The following is a 22,303-nucleotide window of genomic DNA, read 5'->3' as shown; positions in this document are numbered from 1 at the left end:
TCAACTGGGTCAACTGGGTCAACTGGGTCAACTGGGTCAACTGGGTCAACTGGGTCAACTGGGTCAACTGGGTCAACTGGGTCAACTGGGTCAACTGGGTCAACTGGATCAACTGGATCAACTGGATCAACTGGATCAACTGGATCAACTGGATCAACTGGATCAACTGGATCAACTGGATCAACTGGCGTAATACTCATAGGCACTTGATTGCCATTTGATGAGTTCATGTTGTTCGATGAAACAACACCGTTAGAACCTAATTTTGTAAAATACTTACCACTTGACGATAATGTAACATTCACTCCTTCAGCTTTCGTATAAGTTGCTGTATTACCTTCGGCCAAGGCTCCTTGACCATACTCCAACCTCAGTGTGGCGGCGTTATTGCCATTACCTGAACCAGTCACGTTAGCATTAAAATAAATATTACGATGCGCACTGAGCGTCAACATATATTTTGACCAACTCACTGCATCATTAACAAAAATATCCCCATTCCCATCTGTACCAGGTTGGGTTTCTATTTTAATGTTTGCTGAATTTAACTGGCTACTTAAAGTTGAGCCTGTGATGTTTCCACCAGTGGCTGCAATGTAAAAATCTACGGGGTCTATTAACCAAGTACCAGTGATATAGTCGTCATTTGCTTTTGTAGTAACGCTTACATTATCAGCCACATTCACAGTAGCAGCACTCGTCTCAATAAAACCACCATTGCCACCGTTAGGTGCGCTAGCGTCTAATGTACCGCCAACTTCTATAACACCTTTTTCCATATCACCCATGAGGTAAATTTCACCAGTTTTACCACTGGCTAAAGTCTGTGCTTCTATGATGCCGGTGTTGTTAATCACAGTAGACGCTAAATCACTAGCAGATTTTGCGGTTAAATAAACTAAACCACCATCCGCTTTGATAGCACCGCCATTTTGAATTAATGCGTCTAGTGCACCTTGTGTGACTTTAATTTTAATTGGGCCACCTAGATCCAGTGTAACTTGTGAACCTGCAGCCATCAATACGTTGCCTGCATTAGCTGTAATAGAACCTGTATTATTAATTTTGGCAGCGATTAATGCTATGGTCCCACCATTGATCGCTGTGATATTACCTTGATTAACAATCAGGCCGTTACTTAGGCCTTCAAAGCTTAAATTACCTGCCAAAAAGTTTTCATTGCTTAGATTGAGCGTAGAAGCTACTAACCCACCAACGTTAACCTGTGCTGTTGGTGAAAAAAGTACACCATTTGGGTTAATCAGAAACACTTGTCCGTTTGCATTCAAGCTACCTTGAATTAAAGAAACATCTGAACCCAGCACTCTATTTAATGCTATAGATGATGATGATGGTTGAACAAAATTAACAGTGGCACCACTGCCAATGTTAAAAGTTTGCCAATTAGCTGACAACTTATCCGTCGTTTGTGTCACAGTCATGACATTACCTGTCTGACTGATTGTGCCAGAGCCTGCGACAATCTCACCACCAGTAGGCAGGTCAGCAGCAACTGCAGTTAAGTGGCCAGATAGTGCCAAAGCAACGACGAGTGCCAATTTATTCATTTGTACGCCCAGTACATCCGCAACTGGGGAAACTGTGGCAGAAACACCTGTCGTAGCTGAGGCTTTACGTTTGCCTTTTACATTTTCAGCTACCGCTATAAATGTTGAGCGAAGCGAATCCCATTTAAGTCTATACGTGTGATTTAATGAAGCGCGTTTCATAGCACTCTCCTTGTTTAAAAGTTTGTATCGTTCTTGCTTATTGTTAAATTACATAACTTAACATGCAAGAAGCAGGCCAGAACCAGAACTACCCATCACTCTGGCTAAGTGGCGCCAATAGTAGGCACAAGCAAAATGATTAATATTTTTTAGTTATTTATTAAGCTAATTTCAGAGCTAAATTTAGTCAAATTCGCAACTAAAACGTTGAATAAGCGACAGTGTTTTATTTTCTTATTTTTGTAAGGAAAAAATTACTTTGTTGAATATTTAAAATTAAGCAATTCTCGCGATTTTACCTTTTCTGGCGCTGAACAACTACTACCCAATCGAGTACTTATACTGCACTCAACTTAGCAAATCTGCTGATTGTTAAAGCGACCCAATGCTTTCAGTCAGTTTTTTAATCGCACTAGGCTCTCCGCGCACTTTGAAAAATGCACCTTCATGGTCAGACGTTTCTGCTAGCACTTGGCAAGTCGCATAAATGTCTTTACGTAATTGCTGTGCTTCCCAAGGTAAAAATAGCTCGGCCTCAATTTGACCCTGCTGATAAAACGCGACAATTTTTTTATGTAACTTTGCTACGTCTTCAGGTCGTTTTGCACTCATTACCACACAATCTGGATAACGGCTTTGTAGTGTCATTTCAAGTTCAGTTTGTGCTGTGGCGTCTCCCACAAAGTCAATTTTATTGAACACGCGAATACGTGGTACGTCATCTGCACCAATTTCGCTAAGTACATGATTAGTCACTTCAAGTTGACGTTCAAACCCAGGGTCGCTTGCATCAATCACGTGTAGCAACAGCGACGCATCTAGTGCCTCATCTAGCGTTGACTTAAACGACGCCACAAGGCCATGAGGTAAGTTTTTAATAAAACCTACCGTATCACTCACAAGAATACGTGGGATGCTCTCTGGGTAAAGTGCGCGCACAGTGGTATCCAGTGTCGCAAATAATTTATTAGCTACCAGTACTTCACTACCCGTCAGCGCTCGCATCAAGGTGGATTTACCTGCGTTGGTATATCCAACTAGCGCAACCCCTGCCAAGCCTTGGCGCTCTTGCCTGCGAGCACGTTGTGTTTTACGTTCGGCTTCCATCGCGAGAATATCTTGCTGCAATTCAGCAATGCGGTCACGTATTTTACGTCTATCTAACTCGGTATGTGATTCACCAGCGCCGCGTCCGCCTTCACCACTACGCTGCCGACCTTGGGGGCCTGCTAGTTTTGCAGCTTCACGCAAACGTGGTGCCATGTAGCCCAAACGTGCAATTTCAACTTGTGCGCGTGCTGCGCGAGAGCGTGCATTACGGTGAAAAATTTCCAGAATCACCATGGTGCGGTCCATTACCTCACAACCCACTTCTTTTTCTAAGTTACGCGCTTGTGATGGTGAGATTTCATGGTCCACTAATACAGTGTCTATTTCCCAATCGTTGATATTGGGTGGTGCTTTATCAAACTCAACTTCATATGACTCATGATTAACAAAAGCACGTATCTCTTCCCGCTTTCCTTCACCCAGATAAGCTTTGATATCAAACCCTGCGCGCTTCTGCACAAAGGTCTTTACCACATCGTAACCTAAGGTTTTTGCAAGTTCGCGTAGCTCGGTAAGCGAGGCTTCAAACTCGGCATCACTCACGTTAGGTAGTTGTACAGCCGCCACCAGCGCGAGATTTGAACGCTCTTTAACTTCTTTTTGCATTAGGTAATATATGTCTTAATTGATTGAGGTCAGATAGTACCTGAAAACTACAATTTAGCCGTGTTGAGTTTAAAAATTGAGTGCTATATTGAGCTTTAAATAATGGTCGAAACGCGGTGATTAAGTGTATTTTACGGTCATGAATTTATAGCATACCCAATACTTCTGTTGGCTCATAAAAAGCAAACCCTAAAGCGCTAGCTACTGGTAGATTAGTCACTTTTCCTTGATAAATGTTCAAGCCATTTCTAAAACCTTCATCGTCGCGTAAGGCTTGTAAGCCATTGTCGGCAAGGGCAATAATATAAGGCAATGTGGCATTGTTGAGCGCATACGCTGAGGTACGAGGTACTGAACCTGGCATATTTGCCACACAATAATGAATCACGCCATCCACGATGTAAGTAGGTGCATCATGTGTTGTAGGGTGTGCTGTTTCACAGCAACCACCCTGATCAATCGCCACATCGACAATCACACTGCCCGACTTCATACGCGACACAATTTCACGGGTAATCAGCTTAGGGGCAGATGCGCCAGGAATCAAAATCGCACCAATCACTAAATCAGCGATTATGCAGTGCTGCTCAATCGCATCGGCTGTTGAGCAAACCGTATGCAAACGGTGGCCGAACTGCTTTTGAAGCTTATGCAACACATCAACATTACGGTCTAACACTGTCACACTAGCGCCCATGCCAAGCGCGACATCAATCGCATGCATGCCCACTACGCCACCACCTAGCACAGTCACCATCGCTGGTGCTACACCTGGGATGCCACCTAGCAATATACCTAAGCCACCATGTGCTTTCTCCAGAAAATATGCACCCGCCTGTACCGCAAGCCTACCTGCCACCTCAGACATAGGCGCTAATAATGGTAAGCCGCCGTGACTTGTCACTGTTTCATAAGCAATACAGCTTGCGCCTGAATCAATCAAGTCGATCGTTTGTTGCGGGTCTGGTGCTAGATGCAAATAAGTAAATAGCATCTGCCCTGATTGTAACCATTGCCGCTCCACAGCTTGCGGCTCTTTGACTTTAATAATCAGTTCAGCGCTTTTAAATAAGGCTTGTGCAGAATTAACGATTGTTGCACCAGCCGCGAGATAGTCTTCATCTGTGGCACTAATGCCAATACCAGCACCCGCTTCTATCATTACCTTATGGCCTCGCGATACTAACTCACGCACGTTTTCAGGTACTAAGCCTACTCGGTATTCTTGTACTTTTATTTCTTTAGGTACACCTATGAGCATAGGTAAAGTCCCTTCGTTATTTGTATTTATGTAAATAAAAACATGAAAAAACTTAATCAATAAAATGGTCGCCAAACCAATACTATCTCGGTATTATTAGTTTTATGCTTCTCTATTCTGCAAATCACTGCATTGGAGTTGGCAAGAATCTGCGACAAATATCACTACACAAAAACACGCTGATATAAAAATCAAACTGCCACTATTTTAAGTATGAGCCAAGCGTGAGTTGCTTTCAAACTTGGCTGAGTAACACTACAATCAGAAATAATTAAACGAATCTAATCCGGTAGGAATTAGCGTTGCTAACATCGTGGCGATTTTAGTTAAAAATTCACCTGATAAAATTATCTGTGACTGTTGGCAATGTGCGTTAAAGCAAGCAGTAAAAAAATGAATTCGTTTAATATTAAGTAAAACACTATCGATAATATCTAATTCAGTATCGCCAGTCATATTCAGTTGATCTAAGGACACGTTGCATGAAATCAATCAATCCAAACAACCACTCAACAGTTAATGTTAAGGATAGAGAACTGTCAAAATCACTAAATTGGCATGCTAGCAGTACAACTCAAATATTTTCCCACCTAAACGTAGATGAGCATCAAGGGTTAAGCCACGCTGAGGCTACAGCACGTCTAGCACAACATGGTGCTAATGCGTTGCCAGAACATGCGCGCAGACCCGCATGGTTTAGGTTCTGTTTACAATTTCACAACCCACTCATTTATGTACTTCTAGTTGCTGGGCTCATTACCTTAGCCCTTAATGATTATATTGATGCTGGTGTTATTTTTGCTGTCATTCTCGTGAATGCCATGATTGGTTTTATTCAAGAAGGAAAAGCAGAGCAAGCATTAGAAGCTGTGCGTAATATGTTAGCACAACATGCCAGAGTCCTGCGCGAGGGTGACAGGCATGAAATTAGCGCAAAAGAACTAGTGCCAGGCGATATAGTGATATTAGAATCTGGCGATAAAGTACCCGCAGACCTACGCTTATTTAAGACAAAAAATCTTAAAGTGAATGAGGCTGCACTCACAGGCGAATCATTACCTACTGAGAAAAATACGCCAGCTGTGAGTGAGGATGCTGCAATTGGTGACAGACATACCATGGCTTATTCAGGTACGATTATCGCGATTGGTCATGCGCATGGCGTTGTTGTTGAAACAGGGGTGAATACCGAAATCGGAAGAATTGGCACTTTGGTGGGTGAAATTAAATCACTCAGCACGCCTCTCACGCGTAGACTCGACCAACTGGCGAAACAAATTACACTCGTGATCATTATGATCAGTGCCATTACTTTTTTGTATGGGCGCTATATCAATGAAATGCCGCCACTTGAAATTTTTCTTGCAGTGGTGGGGCTAGCAGTTGCAGCAATTCCAGAGGGCTTACCAGCAATCGTTACTATTATTCTAGCGATTGGTACACGTTCATTGGCAAGCAATAAAGCGATTATTCGTCGCCTACCCGCAGTAGAAACCTTAGGTTCAGTCAGCGTCATTTGCTCTGATAAAACAGGCACCCTCACTAAAAATGAAATGACTGCTGTTCGCGTAGTACTTGCTGATTGCAATATTGAGATAACAGGTTCTGGCTACAGCCCAGAGGGTGGCTTTCACTGCAATAATAAATCGATTGATGCATCAGCAAATGCTGCAGTAGCACAATTAGTTCGTTGTGCCTTACTGTGTAACGATGCACGTATTGAACACAAGCCAGATGAAAATGTATGGTCGCTTATTGGTGACCCGACTGAGGGAGCCCTGCTCGCACTGGCGCATAAGTCTGGTTTAGATACAGAGTCAGAACTACAACGCTACCCCAGAATTGACACCATACCGTTTGAATCTGAACAACAATTCATGGTGACACTCCATCATGATCATAATGGTCAATACTTTGCCTTCATTAAAGGGGCTCCAGAGCGCATATTTTCCCTATGCAAAACCCAAGCAGAGGCTAAAGATATAGACTTAGCCTATTGGACTAAGCAAATGGAGCAATTAGCTAGTGAGGGTGATCGCGTTCTTGGGCTTGCTAAATACATATTCCCATCTGAAAAAAACAGCATCAGCCTAAGCGACATTAGTCAGCAATTTGAACTACTTGGCCTTGTAGGCATTATTGACCCGCCTCGTGAAGAGGCGATTCAAGCGATTGCAGAATGCAAACAGGCTGGCATTATGGTGAAGATGATTACAGGTGACCATGCAGTGACGGCCGCAGCCATCGGCCAAAAACTCGGACTAAATGCAGACAATGCACTTACTGGCGCGCAAATAGAGAAGCTGTCTGATGAGGCTTTAAAAACTAGCGTCATGCAAACTGATATTTTCGCGCGAGCTAGCCCAGAACATAAATTACGACTAATCTCTGCGCTTCAATCGCTAGGTTATCAAGTTGCAATGACGGGTGATGGCGTCAATGACGCCCCTGCCCTTAAATCTGCTGACATTGGGATTGCCATGGGTATGAAAGGCACTGATGCAGCCCGAGAAGCCTCGGACCTAGTGCTGACAGATGACAACTTTGCCACCATTGCACGTGCCGTGCGTGAAGGTAGAGCTGTGTTTGATAATATCAAAAAATCGTTGCTTTTTTTATTGCCCACCAATGGTGGGCAATCTGGCGTTATTATATTGTCAGTGTTTGCAGGGATCGCAATGCCGATTACTGCAGGTCAGATTCTTTGGGTGAATATGGTTACCGCTGTCACGCTTGCATTAGCATTGGCTTTTGAGCCTGCTGAAAAAAATGTAATGCATTATCCACCCCGCCCTAGCAATGAACCCCTAATCACGAACACACTCATCACAAGAGTCATTTTTGTGTCTATTTTAATGATTGCTGTGACGTTTATCGCTTTTGAATGGGAACTATCTCGCGGTAGCTCAATAGAAATAGCAAGAACAGCAGCAGTGAATATGCTAGTAGTAGGTGAGCTTGTCTATTTATTTAATATACGTCACTTTACGACATCTGCATTTAACACTGAAACATTGCTTGGCAACCCAACAGCGATTGTAGTCAGTATTTTGCTGATTAGTTTTCAATTGCTTTTTACCTACGCACCAGTAATGCAATCAATGTTTCAAAGCCAAGGTCTTGATATGCTTTCTTGGCTGGTGATTATCAGCTTAGGCATCGTTAAGTTTTTCATCGTAGAAGTTGAAAAAGCCATCTGGCGTTATTACAAAGTAACTAGGATGTAGCCATGATGGTTGGAGATAGTGATAGACATATTAACAAACCATCCCCTAAAATCTGATTAATCACGGTATTGGCACATGTAGATTGCTACGTTGTGCCAATACCGCAAACAATAAAATCTAATAATGAAAGCCCATATCAATGCATGAAGTATTTAGCGAGTTTGCATTAATTCTGATGATCTCCGCCGCAGCTGGCGCAGTTTCAATATGGCTAAGGCAGCCAGTATTAATTGCTTACATTGTAGTCGGCATTATTGTTGGCCCAGCCTTACTGGGCTTAGTGAGTGCACATAGCCAGATTGATTTACTCGCACAGGTTGGCATCGCGGTACTATTGTTTGTTGTGGGTTTAAAGCTAGATTTACAACACATCCGGCACATTGGCCCCGTAGCAATCGCCACAGGGTTAGGGCAACTCACTTTTACCATTGTTTTTGGATTTATCCTGATTGCACTCATGGGTAAAAGCTGGATGGAGGCACTCTATGTAGCCGTCGCCCTTACTTTTTCCAGCACAATTATTATTGTTAAATTATTATCTGATAAACGTGAAATTGATGCGTTACATGGCCGCATCGCCGTGGGCTTTCTGATTGTTCAAGACCTTGCTGTGGTGCTAGCCATGATGACCATGAGTGCTATGCGTGCGGACACTGGCTCCGCATTGCCAGACCTCGCATTATCATTGTTATTACGTATCAGCGTTGCAGCGGTATCTATGTATGTACTGATGAAGTACATCTTGCCCAAAGTAGTATCAATGATGGCAAAGTCTCAAGAATTATTACTCATTTTTGCGATTGCCTGGGGTACTGGGCTTGCCGCCATGGGCGAAATGGCTGGATTTTCAAAAGAAGCTGGTGCTTTTCTTGCTGGCTTTTCTTTAGCCTCTACGGCATATCGCGATGCAATCAATGCGCGCCTCACTGGCATTCGAGACTTCCTATTACTCTTTTTCTTTATTGATTTAGGCTCAAAACTAGAGTTCTCAACACTGGGCGATGAAATATGGCCAGCGGTCGTATTATCTTTATTTGTGTTAATTGGTAACCCACTTATTGTGATGGCGATTATGGGTTACATGGGTTATCGCAAAAGAACAGGTTTTCTCGCAGGCTTAACGGTAGCGCAAATTAGCGAATTTTCGATTGTGTTTGTTGCCATGGGCATTTCACTAGGCCATGTTGGCATCGAAGCGCTAGGCTTAACTACACTGGTAGGCTTGGTCACCATTGCAGCATCAACCTATATGATATTGTACTCACACCCACTTTATGAACGTTTAGCACCATGGTTACGGATATTTGAACGAAAAAATCCGCATCGTGAGTTAGCAGCCAATAAAGATCGCCCCGATGACAAACACCCTGATCTCATTATCTTTGGATTAGGTCGATATGGCGGCCGTTTAGCATTAGGCCTCAAAGACTCAGGGCTTTCGATTATGGGGGTCGATTTTGACCCAGAAATATCACGCCATTACCGTAAAAAAAGCTTAACTGTGCGCTTCGGTGACGGCATGGAAACAGATTTTATTGAAAGCCTACCGCTCAAAGGTGTATCTTGGGTTGTAAGTACACTGCCAGACTTAATCTCGAACAAAGGCTTATTGCAAGCCTTGCAAGACCATCATTATCAAGGCAAGGTTGCCGTAGTCGCTCGTGAAGAGGCCGATAGTGCCGTACTCAAAAAACTAGGGGTCACTAATGTGTTACTCCCAATGAGCAACGCTGTGGATTACGCAGTACACGAGTTATCAGCATTAATACATGAAAAGGATGTTCCTCATGACCGCGTTTAAGCAGCTACTAGTCGCCACAGATTTTTCAGCACTCGCACAACAAGCAGTCAACCGTGGCTTCATGCTCGCAAAGCACAATGCTGCACAATATGCCATCATGCATGTGATGAGTCATGATGCGATGACACAATTATGCGAATTAATGGGTAATAATGCCACTCAACTTTCGCAACAAATGTTCAATGAGGCTAACCAAGCTTTAACTAGCATCATCACAGATGCAAGCAACAATATGGGTGTTAAAGCAACAACCCACGTTGCAGAGGGCGTGACATTCAGTGAGGTCGCTAAATACTCAGAAAAAATTCATGCTGATCTTGTTTTGTTAGGTGCGCATGGCAGTGGCTACTTAATGCGTTATATATTAGGCTCGACCTCATCTCGACTGCTACGCAAGAGTAATGCACATGTACTGGTGGTTAAAACTCCACCGCAAAATCAGTATCAACGCATATTGGTAGCCGTAGATTTCTCCGCCATTTCAGAACAAGTGGTAATGAATGCAAAAAAAATTGCGCCTGAAGCTGAAATAATTTTATTACATGTGTTTAATGTGCCGTATGAAAGCAAAATGCAATTTGCTGGCGTTGATACCGATGTGATTCAGCACTATAAAAACAAAACTAAAGCCGATGCTGTGTCACAGCTAAATGCATTAGCAAAATCTGCTGGGCTTGCAGAACAAAACTATATCGTCAGCGTGCTTGATGGAGACATCACAGAGTGCGTAGTCAGCGTTGAACAATCTAGCCATTGCGACCTGATTGTAATGGGAAAACATGGCAAACATGTCACAGAAGAACTCTTACTCGGGAGTGCTACCAAAAAAGTGTTAGCTGAAACTAACTCAGATGTATTGGTCATTGTTGATCAACATACACAGTAAAAATATGTCGCAATAGATCATCACTTGGTAGAGCCAGCCAAGTTATAAAACTATTAGTTGAAAACCACTAGCTAAACAAACTATTAATTAAACAAAGCTTTCGTTATAAAACAATGAGCCTGCCTAAACTTAAAAACAAAATAGCTTTTTTAACTGGCACCGCCTGATCAGCAAACAACATTGCATAATCATCTAACTGTGATTGAAATTGCGCTGCAATCGCTTTCAGTTCACTATCGGTCAAATTAGGCGCTAAACTCACTGATTTATAATCAACAATCCATCGTATGCCATCTTCAATAAACATACGGTCAATCACATAGCTTTTGACGGATTCTTGGTGAAGGCGAGTAATACCCAGCTCAGCCTCTGCATCAGGCCTTGTTTTTAGCACCCACTGACCATCCACACTATCCAGTGTTTGTTTTAATATCAACTGTACTTTAGCAGCAGCCTCTTTAGCCACTCGCTCGGCATGTCCTTGCTGACGTAGCCAATGTTGCATGGCATGCTCAAGCAATGTAATGCGATGGCTAGTCCAGTCTGATAATCCTTGCTGTGCAATTATCTCCATATATCGGTGCGCTAAAACACCCATATCTGCTTCTAAACTGTTTTGAAAACTAGGTTTTACGTTAGGTTTAGTATGCGCCACTATCGCCCGATTAGTTTGTAATATTTCAGGTATCGCAGGCTGAGCTAGGCGTACCAATTGTGGTGTAAATTGGGCAATATCATCAAGCTCATGTGTAGTATGCTCGACTTGCAAATCAGCCTCAAAAATCGTCGCAACCGTCGGCCACAGTAAATCTAAATAAGTATTTTTGGTCGGGTTAATCTCCCCTTTTGCATTCTGATTAGCAATGCCTACCAAGTGTAGCTTGCGCTCTACACGCGTTGCCGCTACGTAAAGTACGCGCGCTGATTCATTCGCGTCTCGTGCTTTTTCACGTGATTCCAAATAATCATAAGGGCTGACATTCTCTTTATCGCGCGCGCCTTTGGGAACATAAGGCGCAGCAAGCAGTTCATGCCCATAAGAGGCTTTCACTTCCTCCCACAGCACGAGTGGTTTGTCGCTATTATTGCCGCCTGTTGTGGCACCTAACCCCAATAAAATGACGCTATCAAACTCTAAGCCTTTCGATTTATGGATCGTCATCATTTGCAGATGTTCGCCATGGCTATCAGGTGCGGCAAACAATTTAGTGATTTCACTTTGCATGCGCTCTGGTGAAAACTGATTGCTACGGTCAAGATTTTCTAGGCAACTAAAAAATGCCTGCACATCCACCACATCTGACTGCTCCCATAAACAATCTGCCCCGCTCAGCATTAACCACACACCGCGCACCCAACGGCTTACATTCATACGCCCTTGGCTTGCAAAGGCTTCTAGCAACACCTCACGCACATGCATTAATCGTGCTTGCCCATCTGCCGACAAGCGAGCGACAACGTCACTATTCTGCATTAGTGACCAAATTGTCTGCTGATGGTCATGCCCAGCTAATGCATATAAATCATGTAAAGTTAAGCCACACCAAGGTGCGCGCAAAATCGCCAACCAATGCACACGGTCTGCGCGATGATGCAATGCATGCATCAGTGAAAGTAAGTCTTGTACAATCTGGCGGCCTTCAAGCGCTTCAATCTCCACCGCCTGAAAGGGAATCTCTTGATAATCGCGGCGTAACTGGCTGACCAAATTTGCCAAGTGTTTTTTAGAGCGCACCAGCACTGCTATTTTATGATCAGGGTTGCTTGCTCGCTCACGTTGAATAATACGAATCACAGCCTCAGCTTCGCGCTGTGCTGCGGCTTCGTAGTTTTCTTCCCCCTGTTTAATAATCGGGTGTACTTCTACACCCGCATTAGGCAGTGCTTGTTTCGTCGCAATAAATGGTCGGTAATGAATCGCGCCTTGCGTCACTTCATCCACTTTAGGGAAAATTGGCGCGAACGTCTGATTAATCCAATTCACAATCTCTGGGCATGAGCGATTATTCCGATAAAGCTGCAAGCGCTCTAAATAGATACTACCGATACCGTTAACCGCCGCATCAATAAACAAGCCAACATTTGCCTTCCGAAAACGATAGATGGACTGCATCGGGTCACCTACTGCAAATAAAGTGCGCCCATCATCAACTTGCCAACCTAGTGTAAGTTGCTCAATCAGTGCCACTTGGCTAGGGCTGGTATCCTGAAACTCATCCACTAATAAATGTTGAATTTGATAATCAAGTTTAAGCGCTAATTCTGTAGGCTCTCCAAAATGGTCAGTCAATGCATGCGTTGCGCGCTGTGCAATTTCAACAAAATCTACTTCTCCTGCACGTTGAAACACCAACCACAATTCAGCCACAGCAAGCGTCAACAACTTAGAAAGCGTCGTAATAATTTGCCAACCAGTGTTTCCATTGCTCAAGTTAGGTAATGAACGCACCCGATGTAAAGCATCAACATCCTCAATGGCATTGATTATTTCTACCAATGCACTCTTTTGTGCGCGGCCTTCATCGGTAGCAGGAAAGCCAACTTTCACATTTAACCCGCCCTCTTTACGCGCCTCACCTTTTGTAGTTAATAACAACTCTGCCACAGCACGCCACATAGGCAGTGCCTCTTGCTTTTGTACGATTGGCGTTTCCCAGTCTAGTAATAAAGCAATCGCGTGGTCACACGGCAAGTGAGAAGCTGCGTAACGTGCAATCGGCATGAGTAAGTGCTGCAACCTAAATGGTAAGGCCTGTGTAGCAAGACCTAACTCCTGCTCTACCAAGTAGCGTAAAGTAAGTTGCAAGGCCTCAGCATCTACCTCATGCTGCGCATGGTGCAACCATTGGTCACGTTTTTCCAACATTTTAATCAGCAGATTTTTAAGCTGATTGGCATCGTTATCTACATAGCGCAACGCTGTTTTTACCAAATCGCTGTGCTCAGCACTATCCACCAAGGCAAGCGCCTGCTCTGCCGCTTGTGCATATAACACGCCTGCATCAACCGTCACCCCAGGCTGGGCGCCAAAACGGCTCATTAATGGCATTTGCCTTGCTAAATGCGCACATAAACTATCAATCGTAAAAATACGTAGCCGCGATGGATTTTCAATTAATTGCCAATGATGTTGCTCAGATTGCTGCAAGGCCTTTAAACTCAAATCATAAGTAATTTGCTTATGTGCTTCCTTAGGCTTATCTTGTCTAGCCGCCCTCAATAAACTATCCAAAATACGCAAGCGCATTTCTGCCGCAGCTTTATTGGTAAAGGTAATCGCAATAATCTCTTCTGGCGCATTCACGGTTTGCAATAACTTCAAATACCGCTGTGTGAGTAGCTCAGTTTTCCCTGCACCCGCTGGCGCCTCTACAATAAATGAGGTTAAATCAAGCGCGCGTAATCGGTTTTGTGCATCTTCTTCTAAAGCATCTGATGCATTCATATTCAGTTGCTCGCTCATACACCACCGCCATCTGAACTAATATTATGTGAACTGGCACTTTGTACATCGCCAGTTTGTGAATCCAGGCCCTGAAACCGCTCAAATTGTAATTGTCGCTCAGGCAACCTGAGTAAAGTGGTCACTTCGCAGTACATCAAGTCTGCCTCATCATTGAAACGTGTAGCAGCCTCGCCAGCCCTAAGTTCCAGTGCAATTTCTTCAATAGAAGTTTTCCAATGGTTTAACAAATGCTGCCAATCTACAAAATTTTGTGTGAAAGTTGGTTTACGTTTGGCTTGCTCAGTCTCGAAATTATCCTCACCCACGCCAGAAAATTCATGATCAGCAGTTTTCACCATGCCAAAATAGATACCAGAAACAGGGTGCATATTATCCGCGTAAAAACTTGCATAAATAGGCAACTGCGGCTCTGTAATGCGATCTTCACCCCAGCTTTTGGTTTTAGGCACCTGACCTGTTTTATAGTCAATAAATTCTAAACCACCATTTTCTAACTGATGAATACGGTCTATTTTTAAGTGCACTTCAATGCCACAAATTTGCACGACTTTAGCTACTTCACAACCTACTATTTTAAATACAACACCACGTTCTTTTTCAAACTGTAGCCAATCACCAATCAACTTTAAAAGCCGCTCATGCTCCAACTCAAGTATCGCAGGGGATGCAACATCACTTTCTGCCACAAATGCTTCTAAAGTATTCGTCACCGCTTGCTTCAAGGCTTTGGTAAAGTCATCGATACTCATATCGCGTAAATCAGCAAAATGACGTTTAAGCCAAAACCGCTCTAGCACATCGTGTACCAATGAGCCTCGTGTGATACTGTCTAATCCACTGGTGGGTACTTTGAGCGCTTTCGCCCCTAAGCGATATTGATAAAAAGCCCATGCTGGACACACCGCCTGCGCTTTCAGCAAGCCAGTGCCTCCAGAAACATGCTCACCTTCACTAACAATCGGTGCCATGTGGTCATCAATGTGAGCCAAAGTTTGGTGTGTTTTAGCACTTAACTGCTCTGCTAAAGTTTCTGCAAACAGCAGTTCGGTATTCAGTGTGGGGATATTTTGCATCAATGGCGATGCGCGTAGCTGGCTCTCACCTTCGGTACGACTGCTTGAAAATATCAGCACACGCGCAGAATGTAAAAGACGCTGATGTATGGTTGCGGCAAATGTGGCTTGCACACTGTCATCTGCATTCGGCAACCCAGCCAAGCGCTGAATAAACGCAGGTAACAAGGGGTTAGGCCGTGCAGGTGGCGGCCAAACATGGTCATTCATATGCATGCACCAAATCGCATCGACAGGCGCACTCAGCCCTTCCATAATCCCTAATATCTGAATCACGGGCACTTGCTCGGTTTCTGGCTGAAATACTTGATTAGTACAAATTTGCTGTAAATACGCCACAGCTTGGTTGGCAATGATGCGTTTGCCCAGCACATCCAACTGCGCTAATTGCTGTAATGCCTTTTGCCATGCATTCATCGCCTGATACTCAAGGCTACTGATATTGCGCTCACCTGGCCAGCGCAAATGATCAAGCAAGTGATCTAATACACTTCCCCACTGTGATGCATCGCTTGCTTTGCTGGGGATGGCTGCAATCACTGATTTTAAATCATGTAAGAGCTGTGCTAAATTCAAGCCATCATCATGCTGCTTTTGCACAAATGCAATAAAACTCGCTAAAGTAAATTGCATCGGCAGCTTTTCACGCATCCTTGCATCCAGCAAAGCGCGTGCATCCGCTTCTTGCTGGCTTGCAGACCAAAATGGAGAAAGTAGCATGGCAGAAACATCAGCATAGGCCAACTGATACGCTGTCACTAACCTTAATAGACTCAAAGCAGCTTGAATCACAGGCTGTTGTGCAAGTGGCGTACCTAAAGAAAAATTATAGCGTCTAGGCATTGCCGCTAAACTAGGGCGCATGCTTTCAGGGTAAAAAACATCATCTAGCAAGTCTGCCAGCTGGTTTCTAACTTCGCTCAAGCGTGGTGTCACAATCGCAATCGTTGCTTGCGGATGCTCACTTAAATATTGTGCGGCCCATGCAACGGCGGCTCTACATTCAGCATCACTATGCTCTAAACACACATATTGTATTTGTGCAGGCTCACCTGCCGTGGTGATATAGTCAGCCACTTCCACACCACGTTGCATCAAAATATCACGCAATCGCTTTTCTTGTGGTGCCGTTTGGTCAAAGCCAGCAAACTCAATGCGAGCTGGCAAGACACTACCAACATTCGCCAAATGTGATAACTGCCAATCTAAATAACGTACACTTTCCAATGCATTCAGTTCGGCACAGCGTACCTGAAAAGCCTGCTGCCAGAGCATAAACTGGCGTGACTCCTCTGCCTGATGCTCGCGTGGCACATGTAGATTCCAAGCCTCCACATAACGGTTAGCCTCCATCGCGGCTTTTGCCAAACCAGAAACATCAAACAACTCACCAAATGCATTTTTCTTCAGTGATTGTGTAATCACCTCTTCCCACAACAACTGCTCGTTAAACACACTTAAAGCATACGGAGATGATTGCGTGATAATCTCCCCTGTGAGCAATCCCTCTTCAATGATACGATCTAACCATTGTGATAAAGTCTGTACTTCTGGGCTAAGCCATTGGCTTTCCTGTGCCTCAATCTGCTGCTGCGCAATGTCGTTTTGAATACTGCGTGCCAAGCGGGCGGATGGGCAAAGAATAAGAGGCTTTAAAGTCATTTCACAATTCTATTGGATTATTTGTAATAGGCAAATAAAATAGCTGTATTCACAAACGAAAGCCTGAAGAACCATGGTCGATCGATTTAAAAAAATTCTTACCTATTTCATCTTTTTGCTGCTAGTCCCTGTTAGCCTATTCGGTCTTTACACATGGGCCTCATTAAGCTGGGTTTACTCATCAGGCGAGCGCGCGGGCTATGTACAAAAGCTGTCACAAAAAGGTTGGATATGTAAAACCTATGAAGGAGAGCTCATTTTAGTCTCTATGCCAGGCACACAAGCTGAAAAATTCTTTTTTACCGTCAGAGATGAAACCGTCGCCAAAAAAATTAATTTAACCGTTGGTGAACGTGTACGCTTAATTTATGAAGAGCACAAAGGCGTGCCTACCACTTGTTTTGGCGAAACCAGTTTTTATGTCAAAGATGTGCAATTGCTAGACGACACTAAAGTCGGCAAGTAATCATCTCATGGCCGCTACCGACGAAAAAAACTACATCACCCCTGAAGGCTTTGCCGCACTTAAAGCAGAATTTCATCAACTTTATAAAATTGAACGCCCAGAAGTTGTTCGTACCGTTTCTTGGGCTGCAAGCAACGGCGACCGTAGCGAAAATGGCGACTACATTTACGGAAAACGTCGCTTACGCCAAATTGATAGTCGCTGTCGTCACCTGATGCGGCGTATGGATTTAGCCGAAATTGTAGATGCAAGCCAACAACAACATCTGGAAAAAGTATACTTTGGCGCTTGGGTCACTTTATACAATTTGGACGATGATACTGAGCACACTTACCGCATTGTAGGCAAAGATGAGCTAGAGCCGAGCAAAGGCTATATCAGCTGGGTTTCGCCACTTGCCAAATCTTTCATGGGCAAATCCGTGGGTGACACAGTACGTGCCGTAACACCTAAAGGTGAAGAAACATTTGAAATCATAGCGATTCAATATCTAAAACCATGAGCTACCTCATTATTAAATTCTTGCTCACTGCCTTGGCTATTGTACTTATTTCAGAGGTCGCCAAAATCAGTGACAAACTTGGCGGTTTTCTGGCTGCACTACCTATCATCACCATCATCAGTTTAATTTGGTTACATGTCGAACATCAACCCGCCGCTAAAATCGCCAACTATGCCTACTATACATTTTGGTATGTGATACCAACATTACCTATGTTTTTAGTCTTCGCACTAGTCTTACCAAGGTTTGGATTCTGGCCTACATTAGCAACTTGCCTTTTACTTACTGTAGTGCTGTTTTATGGCTACGCTCAACTGCTTAAAGTTTTTAATATTCATTTGCTGTAAATTCAAATGGCAAGCCTCAAAAACTGGGACATCTTCTGCAAAATAGTCGACAACTTCGGCGATATTGGCGTTTGTTGGCGACTAGCTAAGCAACTACAGTGTGAACACCAATTAAATATCCGCATATTCATTGATGATCTTCATGTTGCTAAACAAATAATTCCAACGCTAGACCCCACCCTAGCGCAGCAAACCATCCAAAACATCACCATTATTTCATGGCATGCAAACACCACATTCACAAACGCTACACAAGTCGTGATTGAAAGTTTTGCCTGCGAATTGCCACCATCATATTTGGCATTAATGCGCCCTGATACCATCTGGATCAATTTGGAGTACTTATCTGCTGAAGCTTGGGTGGATGACTTTCATGCAAAAAATTCAAAGCGGGGTCATTTAACGCGCCACTTTTTCTTCCCTGGGTTTACTGCCAACACAGGCGGATTACTACGAGAACATGAGATTGTTAAAACCAAGCAAACGCTCATCAACAACCAAGCCCACCCACAAGACTTTTTAAAAAACTTGGGATTACCTGCAAATGACGATTTAAAAGTATCGTTATTTTGTTACCCACACGCCCCCATTACATCACTGTTAACCGCAATGGCAGAATCCAAACAAAGGATAAGCTGCTATGTGCCTGCCAGCAGTATTTTACCTAGCGTAGCCAAATTTTTTGAGCGAGGCGCATTGCAGATAGGCGAGCAACTTACTCACAAAAATCTCACTCTGCATGTCATCCCATTTTTAAGCCAAGCTAATTACGACCATCTGCTCAATAGCTGTGATATCAACTTTGTACGCGGTGAGGATAGCTGGGTACGTGCCATTTGGGCAGGCAAGCCTTTTATTTGGCAACCTTATCTACAAACAGAAGAAACGCATATTCAAAAACTGCATGCGTTTTTAAATTTATATTATTCTGCATCTGAAAAAAATACCCAAGAATCAGTGCTCGCTCTACATAATGCATGGCTGTCTGAGCATGTATCAAGCACTACATGGCAAGACTATTTGAACAAGCTAATCACACTCAAAACATTCTGCCTACACCAATCTTATACCTATGCGCAGCAAACCGACCTTGCCACTAAGTTGGTGATTTTTAGTGAGAAAATGATAAAAAATATCGTAGAAAATAAGGTATAATGCGCGGTTTTACGCATATAGACTTTTAAGGGCAACCTATGAAAACAGCACAAGAACTCCGCGCCGGTAACGTGATTATGGTGGATAACGTTCCACTCGTTGTAGTAAAAGCAGAATACAACAAATCAGGCCGTAGCACTGCGGTTGTAAAAATGAAGTTCAAAAACTTATTAACTGAAGCACCTAGTGAAAACATTTACGGCGCTGGCGATAAGTTTGATGTCATCGTACTTGAGAAAAAAGAAGTGACTTACTCATACTTTGCTGACCCAACTTATGTATTCATGGATGCAGAATACAACCAATACGATGTAGACGCAGAGTTCATGGAAGATGCATTACCATACTTGGAAGATGGCATGCCAGCTGACTTGCGCTTTTACGATGGCAAAGCAATCACTGTTGAGTTACCTACAACCGTTGTGCGCGAAATCACCTACACTGAGCCAGCAGTAAAAGGCGACACCTCAGGTAAAGTAATGAAACCAGCTAAAATTGCAACAGGCTTTGAATTACCAGTGCCATTATTCTGCGCACAAGGCGACAAAATTGAAATTGACACACGTACTGGCGAATACAGAAACCGCGTGATGAAGTAATTTGGCTATCCTTAAATAGAAAAATTATTTAAAAAGGGAGCAACTAGCTCCCTTTTTTTATGACTAAGCAAAGGAAATCGCGTTAATATAGTCAACATAATAAGTACAGAAGTCATGGGGATGCAAAATGAATGACAAACAATTAGTAGCACTACATGCCGCCAAATACGTCCAAGACGGCATGCTAGTTGGCCTAGGTACAGGTTCAACAGCCAATTACTTCATTGAAGAGCTTGCACGACTAATGCGTGAACAAGGTCTTAAAATCACCACCATCGCAAGCTCTACGATCAGCGCACAAAAAGCGCAGTCATTACAGCTACCAATCGTTGCTATTGAGCACGTCAACAGCATTGACTTATATGTCGATGGTGCAGATGAAATCACCCCAGACAACACCTTGCTTAAAGGCCGCGGTAGTGACCTTGTGAAAGAGAAGCTATTAGCTAAAGCTGCTACGCAGTTCATCGCGGTTGCAGATGCAAGCAAATTAGTCAGCCATATTGGGCAAAATTTCACCATCCCAATTGAAGTGATCCCCTTTGCTTGGCAAATGGCAAAAAAGAACTTAGAGGCCATTGGTGCGGTCGGCGAACTACGCCCAAATGCGGCAAGAGATGGTTTTTGGGTAACGTCTCATGGCAGCTATGTGCTTGATATGAAGTTTGACAACAGCATTGATGCAAGCACATTAAATACGCTCATCAACAACACACCAGGGGTAGTGGAGCATGGGATTTTCCATCAACTCACGGACCTTGTGTTAATCGCCCAAGATGGCGCAGTAAGCGAGCGCTAAGCTTGTTAGCTTTCGTGTCAAATAAACAGTGGATGCGCATAATCACCATCGCATTCCTGTGTATTTGTTTTATTGGTTGTAAACCAGTAGATGAGGTCGATAAGATACCAACGATTGACCCGAATAAAAAAGAAATTGTGTTTGTCACACACAATGGGCCATCAACTTACTATTTGAACAATGAGAATAAGCCGTCAGGGATTGAATACGATCTCGCAACACTATTTGTTAAGACGCACTTTCCTGACCACGAAATTCGCTTTTTACTAGTGAACAGTATCAGTGATGTAATCCCAAGCTTATTAAAAAATAAGGCACACATTGCGGCTGCTAACTTAAGTATTACAGATCTACGCAAGCATCTAGTTTTATTCTCCAAACCTTATCAAGAAACCCAACAACAGCTCATTTTTAATCAAGACGTCAATAAAAAGCCAAAAAATATCACTGATATCGTTGGTAAAAAAATTGCTGTGCCAGAAGGTACAAGCTACGAAGAAAGCTTAGCAAACTTACAGAAAAAACATGACACTATCGTATGGAAAAGTGCCAGTCACACCAATACTGAATCACTACTAGAAGAAGTTGCAGACGGTCTACTGGATTTCACTGTGGCTGACAGTCACTTAGCCAGCTTAATGCAGAACTACCATCCTAACCTCGGTGTTGCAATGCCAATCGGCCCTCCCGATAAAATTGCATGGGCAATGTCCAAAAATTCAGATCAACAATTATTGATTAAAGTAAATGCATTCTTTGAGACCATCAAAAAAGATGGCACATTACGCAACCTGCTTGATCGCTATTACGGCCATAATACGCGTCTCAACACTATGGATGTCACCACTTTTCTTAAACGCACCAACAGCCTACTACCTAAGTACATCCACCTGTTTAAACAAGCACAAGATATTACTGGTATAGACTGGCGACTACTGGCAGCCGTCAGCTACAGAGAATCACATTGGGACACGTACAACACATCACCAACCAATGTGCGCGGCCTTATGATGCTGACAGAAAGCACAGCAGACTTAATGGGCGTTACGGATAGATTAGACCCAAAACAAAGCATACCAGCGGGCGCTAAGTACCTGCTTAAATTAATCGACACTATTCCAGATCGTATTCCAGAACCAGATAGAACCTACATGGCGCTCGCCTCTTACAATATTGGCTATGCACATCTTGAAGACGCTAGAGTGCTCGCAAAAAGACTAGGATTAAATCCTGATAGCTGGGCAGATGTGAAGAAAACACTAGTACTACTTAAAAACCCTGAATACTACTCCACACTAAAATATGGCTATGCCAGCGGTGGTGCACCCGTTATTTTTGTAGAATCCGTGCGCAGTTATCAGCGCATATTAGAAAAGCATCAACCCAGCCACAACCCTGAGCAAGATAAATTTAAGATTGCACGTAATTAGCTTCAAATCAAGACACACCAAAGAAAGTGTGCTCTCTTAACATGCATATCTGCATATCTGCATATCAAAGACAGCCGCATTACACAATCATCTACCAAAAAAATAAACGATACAGCGCTTTGTATTAAGGTGATCTAAAGTTAAGCACTTAACTCTAACCTATCTCCATCCCTGTAGGAGCGG

15 protein-coding genes are annotated in these 22,303 nt (G+C 43.4%); 10 read left to right on the top strand and 5 right to left on the bottom strand.

Annotated features, from left to right (window positions below; translation table 11 throughout):
- From Q7U33_RS04820 to ald, 3 genes are all read right to left on the bottom strand, one after another.
- Window positions 1–1,730 (bottom strand): filamentous hemagglutinin N-terminal domain-containing protein (locus Q7U33_RS04820; protein ID WP_304858459.1); only part of this gene is annotated, 1,730 nt, incomplete at its 3' end.
- A gap of 372 nt (window positions 1,731–2,102) precedes the next feature.
- Window positions 2,103–3,446, bottom strand: a complete 1,344-nt coding sequence (gene hflX, locus Q7U33_RS04815) for a GTPase HflX (protein WP_304858458.1) — start codon at window positions 3,444–3,446, stop codon at window positions 2,103–2,105.
- A gap of 145 nt (window positions 3,447–3,591) precedes the next feature.
- Entirely contained in the window at window positions 3,592–4,707 is a 1,116-nt protein-coding gene (ald, locus tag Q7U33_RS04810; protein WP_304858457.1) for an alanine dehydrogenase, read from the bottom strand.
- Between the two features lie 482 nt (window positions 4,708–5,189).
- On the opposite strand from ald, the gene Q7U33_RS04805 reads away from it, so the two are divergent.
- The 3 genes from Q7U33_RS04805 (at window position 5,190) to Q7U33_RS04795 (ending at window position 10,621) form a co-directional block, all read left to right on the top strand.
- Window positions 5,190–7,934 carry a cation-transporting P-type ATPase gene (locus Q7U33_RS04805; protein ID WP_304858456.1) on the top strand — a complete coding sequence of 915 codons (2,745 nt, stop codon included), beginning with the start codon at window positions 5,190–5,192 and terminating at the stop codon, window positions 7,932–7,934.
- A 139-nt stretch (window positions 7,935–8,073) separates the two neighbouring features.
- A complete protein-coding gene (locus Q7U33_RS04800; RefSeq protein ID WP_304858455.1) occupies window positions 8,074–9,735 on the top strand; it encodes a cation:proton antiporter in 1,662 nt (553 codons plus the stop codon).
- The gene (locus Q7U33_RS04795) at window positions 9,722–10,621 is read left to right on the top strand and encodes a universal stress protein (RefSeq protein ID WP_304858454.1); all 900 of its coding nucleotides are present in this window, start codon (window positions 9,722–9,724) and stop codon (window positions 10,619–10,621) included. Before Q7U33_RS04800 ends, Q7U33_RS04795 begins: the two co-directional genes overlap by 14 nt.
- Window positions 10,622–10,724: 103 nt before the next feature.
- Here Q7U33_RS04795 and Q7U33_RS04790 read toward each other — a convergent pair whose 3' ends face one another.
- Complete coding sequence (locus tag Q7U33_RS04790) at window positions 10,725–14,084, bottom strand: exodeoxyribonuclease V subunit beta (RefSeq protein WP_304858453.1); 3,360 nt, start codon at window positions 14,082–14,084, stop codon at window positions 10,725–10,727.
- Window positions 14,081–16,822: a PD-(D/E)XK nuclease family protein gene (locus Q7U33_RS04785; RefSeq protein WP_304858452.1), complete on the bottom strand. Its 2,742-nt coding sequence runs from the start codon at window positions 16,820–16,822 to the stop codon at window positions 14,081–14,083. Before Q7U33_RS04785 ends, Q7U33_RS04790 begins: the two co-directional genes overlap by 4 nt.
- Before the next feature lie 73 nt (window positions 16,823–16,895).
- On the opposite strand from Q7U33_RS04785, the gene Q7U33_RS04780 reads away from it, so the two are divergent.
- The 7 genes from Q7U33_RS04780 to mltF all read left to right on the top strand — a co-directional run bounded on the left by Q7U33_RS04780 (window position 16,896) and on the right by mltF (window position 22,120).
- Window positions 16,896–17,288 (top strand): hypothetical protein, encoded by a 393-nt coding sequence (locus tag Q7U33_RS04780; protein WP_304858451.1) that lies wholly within the window; start codon window positions 16,896–16,898, stop codon window positions 17,286–17,288.
- A 7-nt stretch (window positions 17,289–17,295) separates the two neighbouring features.
- The gene (gene greB, locus Q7U33_RS04775) at window positions 17,296–17,790 is read left to right on the top strand and encodes a transcription elongation factor GreB (RefSeq protein WP_304858450.1); all 495 of its coding nucleotides are present in this window, start codon (window positions 17,296–17,298) and stop codon (window positions 17,788–17,790) included.
- Window positions 17,787–18,137 (top strand): DUF3147 family protein, encoded by a 351-nt coding sequence (locus tag Q7U33_RS04770; protein ID WP_304858449.1) that lies wholly within the window; start codon window positions 17,787–17,789, stop codon window positions 18,135–18,137. The genes greB and Q7U33_RS04770 overlap by 4 nt, the downstream gene beginning before the upstream one ends.
- Window positions 18,138–18,143: 6 nt before the next feature.
- Window positions 18,144–19,292, top strand: coding sequence for an elongation factor P maturation arginine rhamnosyltransferase EarP (gene earP / locus Q7U33_RS04765; protein WP_304858448.1), 1,149 nt, complete (start codon window positions 18,144–18,146; stop codon window positions 19,290–19,292).
- Window positions 19,293–19,330: 38 nt separating this feature from the next.
- Entirely contained in the window at window positions 19,331–19,891 is a 561-nt protein-coding gene (efp, locus tag Q7U33_RS04760; protein ID WP_304858447.1) for an elongation factor P, read from the top strand.
- Window positions 19,892–20,018: 127 nt separating this feature from the next.
- A complete protein-coding gene (gene rpiA, locus Q7U33_RS04755) occupies window positions 20,019–20,690 on the top strand; it encodes a ribose-5-phosphate isomerase RpiA (RefSeq protein ID WP_304858446.1) in 672 nt (223 codons plus the stop codon).
- Between the two features lie 32 nt (window positions 20,691–20,722).
- Window positions 20,723–22,120, top strand: a complete 1,398-nt coding sequence (gene mltF / locus Q7U33_RS04750; RefSeq protein WP_370651984.1) for a membrane-bound lytic murein transglycosylase MltF — start codon at window positions 20,723–20,725, stop codon at window positions 22,118–22,120.
- The last annotated feature ends 183 nt before the right edge of the window (window positions 22,121–22,303 follow it).

Source organism: Methylotenera sp., from assembly GCF_030653755.1.
GTDB lineage: Bacteria > Pseudomonadota > Gammaproteobacteria > Burkholderiales > Methylophilaceae > Methylotenera.
Note: the sequence above shows the minus strand (reverse complement) of the source record. Positions and strands in the feature narration are given on the sequence as shown.